The 16,547-nt window shown below is 68.6% G+C and carries 12 protein-coding genes; 7 read left to right on the top strand and 5 right to left on the bottom strand.

All coding sequences use genetic code 11. From position 1 onward, the window contains the following. The first annotated feature begins 109 nt into the window (after positions 1-109). A complete protein-coding gene (locus AC07O8_RS11300; RefSeq protein WP_495048092.1) occupies positions 110-2,044 on the top strand; it encodes a methyl-accepting chemotaxis protein in 1,935 nt (644 codons plus the stop codon). A gap of 179 nt (positions 2,045-2,223) precedes the next feature. Here AC07O8_RS11300 and AC07O8_RS11295 read toward each other — a convergent pair whose 3' ends face one another. Further along, positions 2,224-6,177, bottom strand: a complete 3,954-nt coding sequence (locus tag AC07O8_RS11295; RefSeq protein WP_495048091.1) for a DUF3683 domain-containing protein — start codon at positions 6,175-6,177, stop codon at positions 2,224-2,226. A 368-nt stretch (positions 6,178-6,545) separates the two neighbouring features. On the opposite strand from AC07O8_RS11295, the gene ugpB reads away from it, so the two are divergent. The 5 genes from ugpB to ugpQ all read left to right on the top strand — a co-directional run bounded on the left by ugpB (position 6,546) and on the right by ugpQ (position 11,570). Then, a complete protein-coding gene (gene ugpB, locus AC07O8_RS11290) occupies positions 6,546-7,871 on the top strand; it encodes a sn-glycerol-3-phosphate ABC transporter substrate-binding protein UgpB (RefSeq protein WP_495048090.1) in 1,326 nt (441 codons plus the stop codon). Positions 7,872-7,878: 7 nt separating this feature from the next. After that, positions 7,879-8,766 carry a sn-glycerol-3-phosphate ABC transporter permease UgpA gene (gene ugpA, locus AC07O8_RS11285; RefSeq protein ID WP_297525560.1) on the top strand — a complete coding sequence of 296 codons (888 nt, stop codon included), beginning with the start codon at positions 7,879-7,881 and terminating at the stop codon, positions 8,764-8,766. Next, positions 8,767-9,615, top strand: a complete 849-nt coding sequence (ugpE, locus tag AC07O8_RS11280; protein WP_495048089.1) for a sn-glycerol-3-phosphate ABC transporter permease UgpE — start codon at positions 8,767-8,769, stop codon at positions 9,613-9,615. It begins immediately after the preceding gene. 17 nt (positions 9,616-9,632) lie between these two features. Then, complete coding sequence (locus AC07O8_RS11275; protein ID WP_495048088.1) at positions 9,633-10,718, top strand: sn-glycerol-3-phosphate import ATP-binding protein UgpC; 1,086 nt, start codon at positions 9,633-9,635, stop codon at positions 10,716-10,718. 72 nt (positions 10,719-10,790) lie between these two features. Next, positions 10,791-11,570, top strand: coding sequence for a glycerophosphodiester phosphodiesterase (gene ugpQ, locus AC07O8_RS11270; RefSeq protein ID WP_495048087.1), 780 nt, complete (start codon positions 10,791-10,793; stop codon positions 11,568-11,570). A gap of 29 nt (positions 11,571-11,599) precedes the next feature. Here ugpQ and AC07O8_RS11265 read toward each other — a convergent pair whose 3' ends face one another. From AC07O8_RS11265 to AC07O8_RS11255, 3 genes are all read right to left on the bottom strand, one after another. After that, positions 11,600-12,205 (bottom strand): GNAT family N-acetyltransferase, encoded by a 606-nt coding sequence (locus AC07O8_RS11265; protein ID WP_495048086.1) that lies wholly within the window; start codon positions 12,203-12,205, stop codon positions 11,600-11,602. 26 nt (positions 12,206-12,231) lie between these two features. Further along, positions 12,232-13,626 carry an MFS transporter gene (locus tag AC07O8_RS11260; protein ID WP_495048085.1) on the bottom strand — a complete coding sequence of 465 codons (1,395 nt, stop codon included), beginning with the start codon at positions 13,624-13,626 and terminating at the stop codon, positions 12,232-12,234. Between the two features lie 335 nt (positions 13,627-13,961). Continuing rightward, the gene (locus tag AC07O8_RS11255; RefSeq protein WP_495048084.1) at positions 13,962-15,593 is read right to left on the bottom strand and encodes a gamma-glutamyltransferase family protein; all 1,632 of its coding nucleotides are present in this window, start codon (positions 15,591-15,593) and stop codon (positions 13,962-13,964) included. 186 nt (positions 15,594-15,779) lie between these two features. On the opposite strand from AC07O8_RS11255, the gene AC07O8_RS11250 reads away from it, so the two are divergent. Beyond that, positions 15,780-16,052 (top strand): hypothetical protein, encoded by a 273-nt coding sequence (locus AC07O8_RS11250; protein ID WP_495048083.1) that lies wholly within the window; start codon positions 15,780-15,782, stop codon positions 16,050-16,052. 146 nt (positions 16,053-16,198) lie between these two features. On the opposite strand, the gene AC07O8_RS11245 is transcribed toward AC07O8_RS11250, so the two are convergent. Beyond that, a complete protein-coding gene (locus AC07O8_RS11245; protein ID WP_495048082.1) occupies positions 16,199-16,435 on the bottom strand; it encodes a (2Fe-2S)-binding protein in 237 nt (78 codons plus the stop codon). Positions 16,436-16,547: the final 112 nt, after the last annotated feature.

Here is a 16,547-nt window from a genome sequence, read left to right as displayed (position 1 = left end):
GGTGTCATACGCAATACAGTTTGACCCCGCGCAAAGACAAAACGATAACGATGCGCTAGGAGGCTTCCCCCACCACTTCCGTTCCGCCTCGTCGCGGAGCCGTCCGGTCATGAACAACAACAATGCCGTGCGCGCGACGGTGGCCCGTCGCGTCTCCATCTGGTCCAGTGCCGCGATCGCGGTGCTCCTGATCCTCATCTGCGGCGCCCTGTCCTGGGTGCTCACCAATCAGGCGCAGCAGCGCACGCTGGACTACATGTCGGCGGAGGCGTCGTCGGTGGCGCGCGTCGCGGATGCCCTGGACCGCACGGCGCGGGATTCGGCCAACCGGCTCTACGACGTGCTGGCGGGCGACTTCGAGGGCGGCGCCTTCACGCTGGACGGCGACGGCGAACTGGCCTTCAACGGCCAGAAGCTCAACGGCAGCTTCGACGCGGTCGACCGCTTCACGCGCCGCACCGGCGGCGTGGCGACGATCTTCGCGCGCAAGGGGTCGGACGACTTCATCCGCATCACCACCTCGCTGAAGAAGGAAGACGGCTCCCGCGCCGTCGGCACGATGCTGGATCGCACCGGCGCCGCCTACGGCAAGCTCTCGGGCGGCGAGACCTACGTGGGCCCCGCGACGCTGTTCAAGGTGCCCTACATGACGCGTTACTCGCCGATCAAGGACGCGGGCGGCAAGGTCGTCGGCATCCTGTTCATCGGCTTCGACATGCGCGGCCTGCAGCAGGAGCTCGTGAAGATGGCCGATGCGGTCAAGCTCTACGGGACGGGCGGGCTCTACCTGCTGGATCCGGGCAAGACGCCGGCGGACGCGCTGCTGCGCGCCCATCCGCGTGCGCAAGGGAAGAAGCTGTCGGAAGTGATGCCGGCCGACCAGGCCGAGCAGTACGTCCAGACGCTGACCCACGATCAGGACGGCGTGCTGGAGAAGGTCCAGGCCGTCTACGGCGACAGCTACAAGGACGCGTTCGCGGTGGCGCGCAAGTCGGAGGCCACCGGCTGGTGGGTGGTCGCCGAAGCCTCGCGGGCGCAGGCGCTCGCGGCGCACAACACCACGCTGTGGGTGCTGTGGGGATCGATGCTCGCGACCGTCGTGCTGCTGGGCCTGGGCGTGACCTGGATGCTGGGACGGTGGGTCGGGCAGCCGCTGGCCGACCTGAACGAGGCCGTCAGCGCGGTCGCCGCCGGCGACCTGACCCGGCCGGTGGTCGTGCGTCAGCAGGACGACCTCGGGGCCTTGGCCGCGGGCGTCGAACGCATGCGCCTGCAGTTGTCGCGCACCATCAATGAAGTGCGCCAGGCCAGCGATTCCATCGGCACCGCGTCGGCGGAAGTCGCCGCCGGCAGCCGCGACCTGTCGGCGCGGACCGAACAATCGGCCAGCCACCTGCAGGAAACCGCCTCCGCGCTGGAAGAACTCGCCAGCTCGATGAGCCAGACCGCCGCTTCGGCCGCGCAGGCCCATCAGCTCGTCGGCGAGTCCGATCGGGCGGCACAACGCGGCGGCACGGTCGTGGCGCAGGTCGTCACGACGATGGACGCCATCAGCACCGCCAGCCGCCAGATCGGCGACATCATCGGCACCATCGATTCGATCGCGTTCCAGACCAACATCCTGGCGCTCAATGCCGCGGTCGAAGCCGCGCGCGCCGGAGAGCAGGGCCGCGGCTTCGCGGTCGTGGCCGCCGAGGTCCGCCACCTGGCCCAGCGCAGCGCGGAAGCCGCCAAGCAGATCAAGGGGCTCATCACCGCCAGCGGTGAACGCGTCGAGTCCGGCGCCAAGCTCGTCAGCGAGACCGGCGAAGCCATGCGCGACATCGTCACCAGCGTGAAGCGCGTCACCGACATCATTGGCGAGATCTCGACCGCGTCGCGCGAGCAGGCGCAGGGCGTGACGCGCATCAACGGCGCGGTGGCCCAGCTGGATCAAGGCACGCAGCAGAACGCGGCGCTGGTCGAGGAAAGCACCGCAGCAGCGGAAAGCCTGCGGGAGCAGGCGCATCGGCTGGTCGAGCAGGTCGGGCAATTCCGCGTCTGATCCGAGCGGCGGTCTGTACATCCACCGCCGCTGGCCCTCACCCCCGCCCTCTCCCGCAAGCGGGAGAGGGAGCCACCCCAGTGCTCCTGCTCCGAATGGCTCGGCGCATTCTCACTCCCTCTCCCGCTTGCGGGAGAGGGTTGGGGTGAGGGCCAGCGGCCGGGGCAGTACGGAAGCCCTCAGACGAGCACGCGCTCGATCCCGCCGTTGTTGGCCTTGGCCACGTACTCGGGCATCCAGTTCTCCCCGAGGATCTTGCGGGCCATCTCGACGACGATGTAGTCCGCTTCGAGCAGGCCGTTCTGCATGTCGTCGCCGTAACGGCTGAGGCCCTGCAGGCAGGACGGGCAACTGGTGAGGATCTTGAGGTTCTCCTCGGCGCCGACCTTGCCGGTGTCGCGCAGCTGCGTCTCCGCCTTGCGCAGCTCCTCTTCCTTGCGGAAGCGCACCTGCGTCGACACGTCCGGCCGCGTGACGCCCAGCGTGCCGCTCTCGCCGCAGCAGCGCTCGCTCTTCATGACCTCGGGGCCGAGCAGCGCCTTCACCGTCTTCATCGGCTCCTGCAGCTTCATCGGCGAATGGCAGGGGTCGTGATACAGGTAGGCCTGCTTGGTGTCGAGCTGGATGCCCTTCTCCAGCAGGTACTCGTGGATGTCGATGATGCGGCAGCCGGGGAAGATGTCCTCGAACTTGTAGCCCTGGAGCTGGTCGTAGCAGGTGCCGCAGCTGACCACCACCGTCTTGATGTCGAGGTAGTTCAGCGTGTTGGCCACGCGATGGAAGAGCACCCGGTTGTCGGTGATGATCTTCTCGGCCTTGTCGAACTGCCCGGACCCGCGCTGCGGGTAGCCGCAGCAGAGGTAGCCCGGCGGCAGCACGGTCTGCACGCCCGCGTGCCAGAGCATGGCCTGCGTCGCCAGGCCCACCTGGCTGAACAGCCGCTCCGAGCCGCAGCCCGGGAAGTAGAAGACCGCCTCCGCTTCCGCCGAGGTCTTCTCCGGGTTGCGGATGATGGGGACGTAGTCCTTGTCCTCGATGTCGAGCAGCGCGCGCGCCGTCTTCTTCGGCAGGCCGCCCGGCAGCTTCTTGTTGATGAAGTGGATGACCTGTTCCTTGATCGGCGCGGTCCCCACGGTCGCTGGCGGCGCGCCGGTCTGCTTGCGCGCGACGCGCTTGAGCAGGCTGTTGGCGATGCGCTGCGCCTTGAAGCCGACACCGACCATCGCCGCGCGGGCGATCTTGATCGTCTGCGGGTTGGTCGCGTTGAGCATCAGCATCGCCGCCGCGTTGCCGGGGCGGAAGCTCTTCTTGCCCATCTTGCGCAGCAGGTTGCGCATGTTCATCGTCACGTCGCCGAAGTCGATCTTCACCGGGCACGGGTTCAGGCACTTGTGGCAGACCGTGCAGTGGTCGGCGACGTCCTCGAACTCCTCCCAGTGCTTGATCGACACGCCGCGGCGCGTCTGCTCTTCATACAGGAAAGCTTCCACCAGCAGCGAGGTCGCGAGGATCTTGTTGCGCGGGCTGTAGAGCAGGTTGGCGCGCGGCACATGCGTCGCGCAGACCGGCTTGCACTTGCCGCAGCGCAGGCAGTCCTTGATGGACTCGCTGATCGCGCCGATGTCGCTCTGCTGCATGATCAGCGACTCGTGCCCCATCAGCCCGAAGCTGGGCGTGTAGGCGTTGGTCAGGTCGGCGAAGGTGGTCTGGCCGCCCTGGCCGCCGGTGCCCGGCCGCAGCAGCTTGCCCTTGTTGAAGCGCCCTTCCGGATCGATGCGCGCCTTGTAGCCGGCGAAGCCCGCCAGTTCCTCGTCGGTGAGGAACTCGAGCTTGGTGATGCCGATGCCGTGCTCGCCGGAGATCACGCCGTCCAGCGAGCGCGCCAGCGTCATGATGCGCGCCACCGCCTCGTGCGCGGTCTGCAGCATCTCGTAGTTGTCCGAGTTCACCGGGATGTTGGTGTGCACGTTGCCGTCGCCGGCATGCATGTGCAGCGCCACCCAGACGCGGCCGCGCAGCACCTCCTTGTGGATGCGCTTGCACTCCTCCAGGATCGGCGCGAAGGCGCCGCCCGCGAAGACGTCCTGCAGCGGCTTCAGGATCTGCCGCTTCCAGCTCGCGCGCAGCGTGTAGTCCTGGAGCTGCTCGAAGTAGGAGCGATCGCCTTCACGGGGAAGGTCAAGTTCCTGCATCCACGTGCGCCATTGCAGGCCGGTCTCGTCCAGCAGCGCCAGCGCCTGCGCCACGCGGTCCTCGAGCAGCTCGGCGCTCGGGATCTCGCCGGCGTCGTCCCCCTTGCCCAGCGGCAGGTTGCCGTTGGCGAAGAAGGCGCGCAGCGCGTCGATCAGCGCCAGCTTGTTGCGCAGCGACAGCTCGATGTTGATGCGCTCGATGCCCAGCGTGTACTCGCCCATGCGGGGCAGCGGGATCACGACGTCCTCGTTCACCTTGAACGCGTTCGTGTGCTTGGAGATCGCCGCCGTGCGCTTGCGGTCCAGCCAGAACTTCTTGCGCGCATCGGCGCTGACGGCCACGAAGCCTTCGCCGGAACGGCCGTTGGCCAGGCGCACGACCTCGCTGGTGGCACGCGCGACTTCATCGGCGTCGTCACCGACGATGTCGCCGATCAGCACCATCTTCGGCAGCCCGCCGCGCTTGCTCTTGGTCGCGTAGCCGACGGCCTTCAGGTAGCGGTCGTCCAGATGTTCGAGGCCGGCGAGCTGGACGGGGGCGGGGCCCCGTCCGTCCCAGACTTCGCCGTTGGGCCGCTTCATCAAGCCGAACATGAAGTCCTTGATGTCGACGATCGACGGCACGCAGTCCTTCGGATTGCCGAAGAACTCCAGGCAGACCGTGCGCACGTGCGCCGGCATCCGGTGCACGATCCAGCGCGCGCTGGTGATCAGCCCGTCGCAGCCTTCCTTCTGGATGCCCGGCAGTCCGGCGAGGAACTTGTCGGTGACGTCCTTGCCCAGGCCTTCCTTGCGGAAGGTGCGGCCGGGGATGTCCAGGCGCTCGGTGCGCTCCAGCGTCTTGCCGGTCGCGTCGTAGTAGTGCAGGTCGAAGCTCGCGAGCTCGACGTCATGGATCTTGCCGAGGTTGTGGTTGACGCGCACGACCTCCAGCCACTTCGCATCCGGCGTCACCATGCGCCACGAGGCCAGGTTGTCCAGCGCCGTGCCCCACAGCACCGCCTTCTTGCCGCCGGCGTTCATCGCGATGTTGCCGCCGATGCACGACGCCTCGGCCGAGGTCGGGTCGACCGCGAACACGAAGCCGTGCAGCTCCGCCAGGTCCGACACGCGCTGCGTGACGACGCCGGCCTCGGTCCAGATCGTCGGGACCTCGCGGTCCAGGCCCGGCAGGCGTTGCATCTCGACGCCGCGCATGGCCTCGAGCTTCTCGGTGTTGATGACCGCCGTGTTCCACACCAGGGGCACGGCGCCGCCGGTATAGCCGGTGCCGCCCCCGCGCGGGATCACGGTCAGGCCGAGCTCGAAGCAGCCCGCCACCAGCGCGGCCATCTCGGCCTCGGTATCGGGGGTCAGCACGACAAAAGGGTACTCGACGCGCCAGTCGGTCGCGTCGGTCACGTGCGAGACGCGCGACAGCCCGTCGTACTTGATGTTGTCCTTGGCGGTGGTCTTCGCGAAGACCTTGGTCGCGCGCTTGCGCAACTCGGCCACCTGCTCGAACTGGTGCGAGAACGCGCCCACCGCCGCCTCGGCCGCGGTCAGCAACTCGCCGACCCAGGCGTCGCGCTTGGCATCGTCCTCCGGATGACGACGGCGCTGCACTTCGCCCAGACGATGGCGCAGCGCGCCGATCAACGCTTCGCGGCGCTTGGGGTTGTCCAGCAGGTCGTCCTGCAGGTAGGGATTGCGTTGCACCACCCAGATGTCGCCGAGCACCTCGTACAGCATGCGGGCGGAGCGGCCGGTCTGGCGCTCGGTGCGCAGCTGGTCCAGCAACTGCCACGCGCGGGCACCGAGCAGGCGAAGGACGATTTCGCGATCGGAGAAGGACGTGTAGTTGTACGGGATCTCGCGCAGCCGGGCGGCGGGCGCGTGCGGCGGGTTCGGGTCGCCGGCCATCGCGGGGTCGGCGGGCATCAGCAGATGCGGTGCATTCATGGCGGCCAGGTGCTCGCGCACCAGGGTTGCGGCAGGCCGGCGTCCAGGGGAGCGGACACCGATGCCAGGCTGGAAAGACAAGCGGAGAGAGCGGTGGCCATGACCGGACAGCGCCCTGGACTTGTGGTCCCCGCGCCCGCTGGACACGGGCGTGGACGAGGCGTTCGCGAATGGCCGCGATCGGCGGCCGGCCCGGTCTGGGCAATGGTCGGAATCCTACCCCACCCCCAGAGGGCCATCCCGGGCGAGGGACTCTAAGTTCGCCGGTGTCACAATGTCTCCATAAGCTCGCCGGCCGCCGGCGGACCGTCCACCCGACGACGTCCGCCGCGGACCGCGGAACCCCCCTCCCCGAGCATCGGAGACCCATGAAGCACCTCCCGACTTCCCTGTTGGCCACATCGGCCGTCGCGCTCGCCGCGCTGATCGCTCCCGCCGCCGCGTCGGCGCAGACCGAGATCCAGTGGTGGCACTCGATGGGCGGCGCCCTCGGCGACTGGGTGAACGACCTGGCCAAGGACTTCAACGCCAGCCAGAAGGACTACAAGATCGTCCCGACCTACAAGGGCAGCTACGACGAGTCCATGGCCGGCGCCATCGCCGCGTTCCGCGCCGGCAACGCGCCGCACATCCTGCAGGTCTTCGAGGTCGGCACCGCCACCATGATGGCCAGCAAGGGCGCGATCGTGCCGGTGGGCCAGGTCATGCAGCAGGCCGGCGTCAAGTTCGACAACGCCGCCTACGTGCCCGCCGTCGCCGGGTACTACACCGCGCCCAACGGCCAGATGCTGAGCTTCCCGTTCAACAGCTCGACCACCGTCTTCCACTACAACAAGGACGCGTTCAAGGCCGCCGGCCTCGATCCCGAGAAGCCGCCCACCTCCTGGCCGGAAGTCGCCGCCGCCGCGGCGAAGCTGAAGGCCTCCGGCTCCAAGTGCCCGTTCACCACGAGCTGGGTGAGCTGGACGCAGCTGGAGAGCTTCTCCGCCTGGCACAACGTCGAGTACGCGACGAAGAACAACGGCTTCGGCGGCCTCGACACGCGCCTGGCGTTCAACACGCCGCTGCACGTGCGCCACATCGAGAATCTGGCCAACATGGCCAAGCAGGGCCTGTTCGTCTACAAGGGCCGCGGCAACAGCGCGGACTCGAGCTACTTCTCCGGCGAGTGCGCCATGATGACCGGCTCCTCCGGCCTGTACGCCAACGTCAAGAAGAGCGCCAAGTTCAACTTCGGCATCTCGACGCTGCCCTACTACCCCGACGTGCCGGGCGCGCCGCAGAACACCGTCATCGGCGGCGCCAGCCTGTGGGTGATGTCGGGCAAGAAGCCCGCGGAGTACAAGGGCGTGGCCGCGTTCTTCCAGTACCTGGCCCAGGCGCAGGTCGCGTCCGACAGCCACAAGCGCACCGGCTACCTGCCCGTCACCAAGGCCGCCTACGAGCTGACCGAGAAGAGCGGCTTCTACAAGCAGAACCCCGGCACCGACGTCGCCGTGCAGCAGATGATCCGCAAGACGACGGACAAGTCGCGCGGCGTGCGCCTGGGCAACTTCGCGCAGATCCGCACCGTCATCGACGAGGAACTCGAGCAGGTCTGGGCCGGCAAGAAACAGCCCAAGGAAGGCCTGGACGCCGCGGTCAAGCGCGGCAACGAGCTGCTGGAACGCTTCCAGAAGGCCAACAAGTCCTGACCCTCGGATGTCCCAACAGAAACGCGTGGTGTTCCGATCGCGCTGGCTGCCCTGGCTGCTGCTGGCGCCGCAGGCGCTGGTGATCGGCGTGTTCTTCTTCTGGCCGGCGGCCCAGGCGCTGCTGCAGAGCCTGCAGCAGCAGGACGCCTTCGGCCTGTCGACCGAATGGGTCGGCCTGGCCAACTTCCAGACCCTGTTCAACGACGACAGCTACCTCGCCTCGTTCAAGACGACGGCGGTGTTCTCGCTGCTCGTGGCCGTGCTCGGGCTGGCCGTGTCGCTGCTGCTGGCCACCATGGCCAACCGCGTCGTGCGCGGAGCGCCGGTCTACAAGACGCTGCTGATCTGGCCCTACGCCGTCGCGCCGGCGATCGCGGGCGTGCTGTGGCTGTTCATGTTCGCGCCGTCCATCGGCGTCGTGGCCTACGGTCTCCAGCGCCTGGGCGTCGACTGGAACCACCTGCTCAACGCCGACCACGCGATGACCCTGGTCGTCATGGCCGCCGTGTGGAAGCAGGTCTCCTACAACTTCCTGTTCTTCCTGGCCGGGCTGCAGTCCATTCCCAAGTCGCTGCTGGAGGCCGCCGCCATCGACGGCGCCGGCCCGTGGCGCCGGTTCTGGACGATCACCTTCCCGCTGCTGTCACCGACCTCGTTCTTCCTGCTGGTGATCAACGTCGTCTACGCGTTCTTCGACACCTTCGGCATCATCGACGCGGCCACCCACGGCGGCCCCGGCAAGGACACCGCGATCCTGGTCTACAAGGTCTACTACGACGGCTTCAAGGCGCTGGACCTGGGCGGCTCGGCCGCGCAGAGCGTGGTGCTGATGGTCATCGTCGTCACGCTGACGGTGCTGCAGTTCCGTTTCGTCGAAAAGAAAGTGCAGTACTGAATGGTCGAGCGCCGCCCCGCCCTGACGATGCTGTCGCACCTGATCCTGGTGCTGGGCGTGCTCATCGTCGCCTTCCCGCTCTACATCGCGTTCGTCGCCTCGACGCACACCGCCAACGAGATCGTCCAGGCGCCGATGCCGATGCTCCCGGGCTCGCATTTCCTGGACAACTACGCCGCCGCGCTGTTCGGCAACACCGGCGGCGGCTCCAAGGCGCCGGTCGGCCAGATGATGTGGATCAGCTTCGTCTCCGCGATGATCATCGCGGTGGGCAAGATCGCGATCTCGCTGCTGTCGGCCTTCGCGATCGTCTACTTCCGCTTCCCGGCGCGGAACTTCTTCTTCTGGGCCATCTTCGTCACGCTGATGCTGCCGGTGGAAGTGCGCATCGGGCCGACCTACCAGGTCGTCTCCGACCTGAAGATGCTCAACAGCTACGCCGGGCTGACGGTGCCGCTGATCGCCTCGGCGACCGCCACCTTCCTGTTCCGGCAGTTCTTCCTGACCATCCCCGACGAGCTGGTCGAGGCCTCGCGCATCGACGGCGCCGGGCCGCTGCGCTTCTTCCGCGACGTGCTGCTGCCGCTGTCCAAGACCAGCATCGCGGCGCTCTTCGTCATCCAGTTCATCTACGGCTGGAACCAGTACCTGTGGCCGCTGCTGGTCACGACGGACGAAAGCATGTACCCCGTCGTCATCGGCATCAAGCGCATGATCAGCGGCGGCGACGCGGCCAACGACTGGAACATCATCATGGCCACCGCCTTGCTGGCGATGATCCCGCCGGCGCTGGTCGTCGTGCTGATGCAGCGCTGGTTCGTCAAGGGCCTGGTGGACACTGAAAAGTAAAACGAGAGAAGACTCCGATGGCAAGCATTTCCCTGCGCAATGTCGTCAAGCAGTACGGCACCGGCGCCAAGGCCAACCCGGTCATCCACGGCGTCAACGCGGAGATCGCGGACGGCGAGTTCGTCGTCATCGTCGGTCCGTCGGGCTGCGGCAAGTCCACCCTGCTGCGCATGGTCGCGGGGCTGGAGGAGATCAGCGGCGGCGAGATCGCCATCGGCGAGCGCGTCGTCAACGAGATCGAGCCCGCCGACCGCGACATCGCGATGGTGTTCCAGAACTACGCGCTCTACCCGCACATGAGCGTGTACGAGAACATGGCCTACGGGCTGAAGATCCGCAAGCTGTCGGAGACCCAGATCCGGGAGCGCGTCGACAAGGCCGCGCGCATCCTGGAGTTGGCCCACCTGCTGCAGCGCAAGCCGCGCGAACTCTCCGGCGGCCAGCGCCAGCGCGTCGCGATGGGCCGCGCGATCGTGCGCGACCCGCAGGTCTTCCTGTTCGACGAACCGCTGTCCAACCTCGACGCCAAGCTGCGCGTGCAGACGCGGCTCGAGATCCAGAAGCTGCACCGCGAGCTGGGCGTGACCTCGCTGTTCGTCACGCACGACCAGGTCGAGGCGATGACGCTGGCGCAGCGCATCGTCGTCATGAACGGCGGCCGCATGGAACAGTTCGGCACGCCCGAGGAGGTCTACGGCCGCCCGGCGACGACTTTCGTGGCGAGCTTCATCGGCTCGCCGGCGATGAACCTGCTGAAGGGGCGCGTCGACGGTCGGCGCTTCGTCATCGGCAACGCGGCGCTGCCGCTGCCGCAAGCGGCGCCGCGGGAGGGCGAACTGATCCTCGGTCTGCGCCCCGAACACGCGCTGCCGCACGACGGACAGCAGGTCGCCGGCGAGACGACCGCGTGGCCGCTGAAGGTGGAGATGGTCGAGATGCTGGGCGCGGAGCGGCTGGTCTACGGCCGGCTCGGCGACGCGGCCTTCACGCTGCGCATCGACGGCACCGACACGCCGCCGCAACCCGGCGCCGAGGTGCTGCTGAAGGCGCCTGCCGAGCGGCTGCACTGGTTCGATCCGGCGACCGGCCAACGCGTCGACTGAACGCGGCGCCGGCCGGGTTCTGCTTCGCCTCGTCGGCATCCGCTCCGAGAATCCTCGATCAGGGAGAACGACATGACGCTCCGGACACCGACGCGCGACGACGAGAGCCACTGGCCCTGGTCGCTGCCTTTCTGGATCGCCCATCGCGGCGCCGGCAAGCTGGCGCCGGAGAACACGCTGGCCGCTTTCCGCGAAGGCGCGCGCCACGGCTACCGCGCCTTCGAATGCGACGTGAAGCTCAGCGCCGACGGCGTGCCCTTCCTGCTGCACGACGCGACGCTGGACCGCACGACAAGTGCGCGCGGCCGCGCCGCGGACCGGACCTGGAGCGAGCTGTCGCGGCTGGACGCGGGCCGCTGGCACAGCCGCGCATTCGCGGGCGAACCGCCGCCCAGCCTGGAGGCCATCGCCGCCTTCGTGCGCCGCAACCAGCATGCGCTGAACATCGAGATCAAGCCCACGCCGGGCGACGAGTTCCGCACCGGCGAAGTGGTCGGCGGCGAGGTCCTTCGCCTGTGGGAAGGATCCGCGCCGGACACCGTGTTGTTCAGCAGCTTCCAGCCGGAAGCGCTGCGCGGCGCGCGTGAATCGGCGCCGCAGGTGCCGCGGGGCCTGCTGCTCGACAAGCTCGACGGCGACGGCTGGCTGCCGCTGGCGCAGTCGCTGGGCTGCCGCGCCGTCATCACGCATTACGCGCTGATGGACCAGGCGCTGGTGGCGCGCCTGCATGCGGCGGAGATGAAAGCCCTGGTCTACACCGTCAACGACGCCGCCTCCGCGCAGTGGCTGATCGCCAACGGCGTCGACGGCATCATCACCGACGCGGTCGACCGGTTCAGCCCGACGGCCTGAGCGGCGCTTCAGCCGACGCTTCAGCCGCTTCAGCGCGCGGGATCGATCAGCTCGTTGATCGAGATCATCCCGTAGATGCAGGTGTCGCTGAGCTGTCCGGCGGCGTTGAGCGCGTCGTCGCGCAGCAGCCCTTCCAGCGAGAAGCCGCAGCGCTCGGCGACGGCGCGACTCGGCGCATTGCGCGAATCGGTGCGGATCTCCAGGCGGCGCGCGCGCAGCGGGCCGAAGGCCATCCGCGCCAGGGCAACCACGGCTTCGGAAGCCAGTCCGCGCCCGGTGTGCGCCGGGCCGAGCCAGTAGCCGATCTCGTAGCGCCGGACCTTCCATTCCAGCGTGTGCAGGCCGGCGCCGCCGATCAGCGCGCCGGCGCTGCCGTCGGCCGCGCGCTCATGGATGTAGTACGCCAGGTGCTGCCGCTGCAGGAACTGCGACTGCATGCGGCGCGCGACCGCCTCGGACTGCTCGACGCTGGGCGTCTCGTGCGCCCAGGGCATCCAGGGCTTGAGGTGTTCCTGGGCGTCGAGGACGGCCCGGTTGAGCAGCGGTCCGATGCCCGCGCGCGGCGCGAGGAGCAGGAGCCGCGGCGTCTCCAGGCGCTCGGCAACCTCGATGAGGATGGGGTCGTCGGTAGGCATGACTCTCATGATCCGTGAAGCCGCCTTCAGTTGCCGTTCACCGGCTGCAGGTTCGTGCCGCTTCCCTGGCTCACAGGAGGGATGCCCGGCATCGCTTCGACGCCCAGCTCAGGCGCTTCCTCCTCGACCTTGGGCAGCACCTTCACCGAACGGATGGCCTGGACCTGCCAGGCCAGCACCGCCAGCAGCACCGCGCCCACGCCCGCGAAGGCCAGCGCGGCGCGCAGGCTGACATGCTCGCCGAGCCAGCCGCCGATCAGCGCGCCGGGCCCGGCGGGGATCAGGATCAGCCACCGCATGGTGCTGGTCATGCGCCCCAGCAGCGGCCCCGGCGTCACCGCCTGCCGCAGCGACAGGAAGTTGATGAAGATGAACACCGCCCCCACGCCGAACATGAACAGCGTGAAGGCGAAAGCCGCCACGCCCCAGGCGTTGGCCGGCGCGACGCACAGCGCCGCCCAGCCGACGCCGCACAGCGCGAAACCGCTGACCAGGCAGGGGCCGGGTCCGAGGCGGGCGCTGATGCGATGGCCGATGGCGCTGGCCAGCACCGTGCCCGCGCCCAGCGCGATGTAGGACAGGCCGACGCTCTGCGCCGACAGCCCGAGCACGCGCGTCGCGAAGAGGATCTGCACGACCTGCGCCGCCTGGTTGAACATCTGCCAGCCGCCGACCGCGCAGGCCAGCGCGACCAGCATGGGTTTGCCGCGGACGAAGTCGACGCCGGCCTTCAGGTCGCGCCAGAAATGGGCGCCGTCGAGGCGATGCAGGGTCTCGTTGACCTTGACGCCGCGCAGGATCGCCGCGGAGGCGACCAGCAGCAGCGCGTCGACCGCCAGCGCCAGCGGCGCGCCGACCAGCTTGATCAGCGCACCCGCGACGCCGGGGCCGGCGACCTCCGCGCCGGAGGACGCCAGCGCGTTCTTCGCATGCGCCTCGACCAGCCGGTCACGGCTCACGACCTGCGTCAGCACGATCTGCGAGGCGCTGCCGGCGATCGTGTACACGGTGCCGAGCAGGAAGCCGACGAAGTACAGCCAGGGCATGCCCAGCCAGCCCATCCAGTGCGCGATCGGCACGCTGGCCACGGCGACGGCCAGCGTGAGCTCGCCGACGATGTAGACCGGCAGCTTGCGCACGCGGTCCAGCCAGACACCGGCGGGCAGCGAGAACAGCACGAAGGGCACGAGCTCCATGGCCGTCAGCACGCCCATCTGCGTCGGCGAGGCGTGCAGCAGCACCGCCGCCGTCAACGGCAGCGCCAGCAGCGTGATCTGCCCGCCGAGCGAGCTGATCAGGATCGACGTCCAGAGACGCCGGTAGACGAGGTTGCGCAGCAGATCGCCGGCGGGGAGCTGGATGAGATCCAGCAGGCGGTCGAGCAGACGGTCGACCCACGCGGTTGTCCTCTTGGGCAACATGATGAACTCCGGAGACGGTCCATGCGGGGCGTCGTGCGCCGGGCGCGGACCGGGCGGGCGGGACGCCGTCGGCGTCGGGCTCGCGGAAAGCCAAGGACCTGGGAGGCCGGCAGCATCGTGCCGGCAAGCGCCGTGAAGACGCTACGGTCGTCGCGCCCAGCCGGACTGGCCAAGCGCGCGCACCGACGCCAGGGCATCGTCTCTGGTGCGGTCGAGCAGCTTGGTCATGGGTCGGCTCCGATCGTGGATCGTGGCGTGAGAGCTTCCGGGGAGGAAGAAGGCGTCGATGCTATCAGCGCCCTCGTGTCACCGACAAGTGAGGAAAGGCAGGGGACTCACCAGCCCGCAGCCGCGCCGTCGCGTCGCGGATCGCTCGCCGCGACGTAGCCGTCCACCGCCGGATCGCCGAGGCGCCAGATGAACTGGCCCGCGCCGAAATCCTGGTAGCTGTCGTTGATCTCGGCGATCTCGTGGCCGAGCGCGCGCAGCCCGGCGACGGCCTTGGGGTTCATCGTCGACTCGACGTTGATCGACCGGCCCGCGTTGTAGCGCCAGCGCGGCGCGTCGCAGGCCGCCTGCGGGTGCTGACGATGGTCGACCATCCGCACCAGCGTCTGCAGGTGACCCTGCGGCTGCATGTTGGCGCCCATGACGCCGTAGCTCATCTGCGGCTGCCCGGCCTTCATCAGGAAGGCCGGGATGATGGTGTGGAAGGGCCGCTTGCCCGGCGCGACCACGTTGGCGTGGCCCGCCTCGCGCGTGAACCCGTGACCGCGGTTCTGCAGCGACAGCCCGTAATCCGGCACCACCACGCCCGAGCCGAAGCCGTGATAGTTGCTCTGGATGAAGCTGACCATCATGCCGCTCTCGTCGGCGGCGGTCAGATAGATGGTGCCGCCCTTGACCGGATTGCCGGCCTGGAAGTCCTGGGCCTTGCTGCGATCGATCAGCTTCGCGCGCTCGGCGAGGTAGGCCGGGTCCAGCAGTTCCGCGGCCTGGACCTCCATGGTTCGCGCGTCGCTGACGTAGCGGTAGGTGTCGGCGAAGGCGAGCTTCATCGCCTCGATCTGCAGGTGATGGGACTCGGCGCTGTCCACCGGCAGCGACGCGATGTCGAACTGCTTGAGGATGCCCAGCGCGATCAGCGCCGCGATGCCCTGGCCGTTTGGCGGGATCTCGTGCAGCGTGTGGCCGGCGTAGTCCATCGAGATCGTGTCCACCCATTCCGGCGCGTAGGCGGCGAAGTCGGCGGCGGTGATCGCGCCGCCGGTCTCGCGTGCGAAGGCCGCCGTGGCTTCGGCGATCTCGCCGCGATAGAAGGCCGCCCCCTTGGTGTCTGCGATGAGACGCAGCGTGCGCGCGGCCGCGGCGAACCGGAACACCTCGCCCACCTCCGGCGCGCGCCCCTTCGGCAGGAAGGCTTGCGCGAAGCCCGGTTGCGACACCAGGTCCGCCACCTGCGACGCCAAGTGCCACTTGCCCTGCACGATCACCGGCACGGCGTAACCGCGCTCGGCGATCTCGATCGCCGGCGCCATCAGGTCGGCGAAAGGCAGCTTGCCGTAGCGCTCGCTCAAGGCGACCCAGCCGCCCACCGCGCCCGGCACCGTCACCGCGTCCCAGCCGCGCAGCGGCAACGCGGAACCGGCGCCGTGCCTGCGGTCGAAGTAGTCGGGCGTCCAGGCTTGCGGCGCGATGCCGGACGCATTCAGGCCTTGCAAGGTCTTGCCGTCCCAGACGATCGCGAAAGCATCCGAGCCCAGCCCGTTGCTGCAGGGCTCGACGAGCGTCATGCAGGCGGCGGTGGCGATCGCGGCGTCCACCGCGTTGCCGCCCTGCCCCAGGATGCGCAGGCCCGCCTGCGCGGCCAGCGGATGCGAGGTCGACACGACGTTGCGCGCGAAGACCGGGCTGCGCTGGCTCGCGTAGCCGCGGCTCCAGTCGAAGGCGGGGTGGGGGGCGGTCATCGGCGTCTCCTGAATGCGTGCGCGGCATCTTGCCCGACGCCTGGCGGCTGCGACAGCGCGCAAGACCTGACCCGTGAAGGACCCGTGCGGATTGCGTAACCCATTGCAAAGCTCCACGAGGCTGTCAACACAAGGTGTCGCGGCGTCGTTGTCTGCTCACCTTGTTCAACCTGCTGGAGAAACCAGATGCAAGCCTTCAAGACCATCAAGACCCTGGCCCTGATCCCCGCCCTGCTGATTGCCGGCGCCGCGATGGCCCAAGGCACCGCCACCCCGGCAGCGCCCGCCACGCAAGCCGCTCCGGCAGCGACCGCCGCCCCGGCGTCCGACGCCAAGGCCGAGCACAAGGGTGCGAAGCATCACAAGGCGACCGGCGACAAGACCGCCGCGCACAAGGCCGGCCACAAGAAGGCCGACAAGGCTGAGAAGCCGGCCGAAGGCGCCTCCGCCGCCAAGTGATCGGCGCGGAAGTCGACGGCGCCTCGCGCGCCGCGACGCCTCAAAAAAGAAACCGCAGCACCGGGTGACCGGTCTGCGGTTTTTCTTCGTCCGGACCTTGGGCCGGCAGCGGCTCGATCAGCCGCCGGGAATCGGAAGGCCGTCGATCAGGCGGCCAGTTGCGCGATCGGGATGACGCGCGAGGAGCCGGCGCAGGTCACGCCATTGGCGGCGGCGCAGTGGCGGAGCGCTTCATTGAAGACGTCGCGCGCGCAGTCGTGGCAGCTGCCGCAGGCGGAGGCCACCTGGGTCTCGTCCTGGAGCACGTCGAAGTTGTGGACGCCGTCGGCCACGGTGCGGCGGATGTCGCGGTCGGAAACTCGATGACAGAGGCAGACGATCATGGCGGCGGCAAATCAGGATGGACCTGGGATGGCCGAGATACTAGCGCAAACGCGAATCCCTCTCAATTAGATTGCAGAACCCCTGCGGCGCGTCGGACAACTGTCGGTGAAC

Source organism: Roseateles sp. GW821-FHT09G09, assembly GCF_059415965.1.
The sequence above is the reverse complement of the archived record's forward strand: the minus strand, read 5'-3'. Positions and strand labels throughout refer to the sequence as shown.

Bases quoted from the DNA above. Each gene is read 5' to 3' on its own strand.
- AC07O8_RS11275 (WP_495048088.1), top strand. From the start codon at position 9,633: ATGGCAAGCATTTCCCTGCGCAATGTCGTCAAGCAGTACGGCACCGGC.
- ugpA (WP_297525560.1), top strand. From the start codon at position 7,879: ATGTCCCAACAGAAACGCGTGGTGTTCCGATCGCGCTGGCTGCCCTGG.
- AC07O8_RS11300 (WP_495048092.1), top strand. From the start codon at position 110: ATGAACAACAACAATGCCGTGCGCGCGACGGTGGCCCGTCGCGTCTCC.
- AC07O8_RS11260 (WP_495048085.1), bottom strand. From the start codon at position 13,626: ATGTTGCCCAAGAGGACAACCGCGTGGGTCGACCGTCTGCTCGACCGC.
- AC07O8_RS11265 (WP_495048086.1), bottom strand. From the start codon at position 12,205: ATGCCTACCGACGACCCCATCCTCATCGAGGTTGCCGAGCGCCTGGAG.
- ugpB (WP_495048090.1), top strand. From the start codon at position 6,546: ATGAAGCACCTCCCGACTTCCCTGTTGGCCACATCGGCCGTCGCGCTC.
- ugpQ (WP_495048087.1), top strand. From the start codon at position 10,791: ATGACGCTCCGGACACCGACGCGCGACGACGAGAGCCACTGGCCCTGG.
- AC07O8_RS11245 (WP_495048082.1), bottom strand. From the start codon at position 16,435: ATGATCGTCTGCCTCTGTCATCGAGTTTCCGACCGCGACATCCGCCGC.
- AC07O8_RS11295 (WP_495048091.1), bottom strand. From the start codon at position 6,177: ATGAATGCACCGCATCTGCTGATGCCCGCCGACCCCGCGATGGCCGGC.
- ugpE (WP_495048089.1), top strand. From the start codon at position 8,767: ATGGTCGAGCGCCGCCCCGCCCTGACGATGCTGTCGCACCTGATCCTG.
- AC07O8_RS11255 (WP_495048084.1), bottom strand. From the start codon at position 15,593: ATGACCGCCCCCCACCCCGCCTTCGACTGGAGCCGCGGCTACGCGAGC.
- AC07O8_RS11250 (WP_495048083.1), top strand. From the start codon at position 15,780: ATGCAAGCCTTCAAGACCATCAAGACCCTGGCCCTGATCCCCGCCCTG.